1 protein-coding gene and 1 pseudogene are annotated in these 531 nt (G+C 47.1%); both read right to left on the bottom strand.

The window, feature by feature from the left end:
• Window positions 1-437 (bottom strand): aminotransferase class V-fold PLP-dependent enzyme (locus tag R7O13_RS30525; protein ID WP_318305677.1); only part of this gene is annotated, 437 nt, incomplete at its 3' end.
• Window positions 437-531, bottom strand: a pseudogene (locus tag R7O13_RS30520) (DJ-1 family protein); the annotation flags it as partial. The gene R7O13_RS30525 and the pseudogene R7O13_RS30520, both read right to left, overlap by 1 nt.

The raw sequence follows: 531 nt of genomic DNA, 5'->3' as shown, positions 1-531 counted from the left end.
ATAATCGGACCTCTCACTATTTTAGAGAACGTTTGTTCGGCGTCACTCTGCCACGGCACGATGTTGGCGTGGTGTTCCATCTCGCTAATCAAGATCTCTTCGCCCGGTTGTAAGGTGCTGCGAGCGTAAGTTTGTGCAATTAAGTTAAGTGCTTCGGTTGCACCTCGCGTCCAAATGATTTCTTTAGAGCTGTTTACACCAATAAACGTTGCTACGGCTTCGCGAGCGGCTTCAAACTGGCTAGTGGCGTTTGCTGTCAAACTGTGGCTACCACGATGCACGTTAGCATTTTGTGCACTGTAGTAACGGCTAATCACATCGATCACGCACTGTGGCTTTTGTGTTGTTGCTGCGCTATCAAGGTAAACCAAAGGCGATTGATTTACTTCTTGATTTAGGGCCGGGAACTGTTCGCGTACAGCGTTTACGTCAAACATTACTCTTCACCAAATTCGTGATAATGCAGTGTTGGGATAGTGACTAGCGGTTCTGCGACCATCCATCCATGCTCTTTACCGGAAAGTTTGATAA

The organism is Vibrio sp. Y176, from assembly GCF_033438945.1.
The sequence above is the reverse complement of the archived record's forward strand: the minus strand, read 5'-3'. Positions and strand labels throughout refer to the sequence as shown.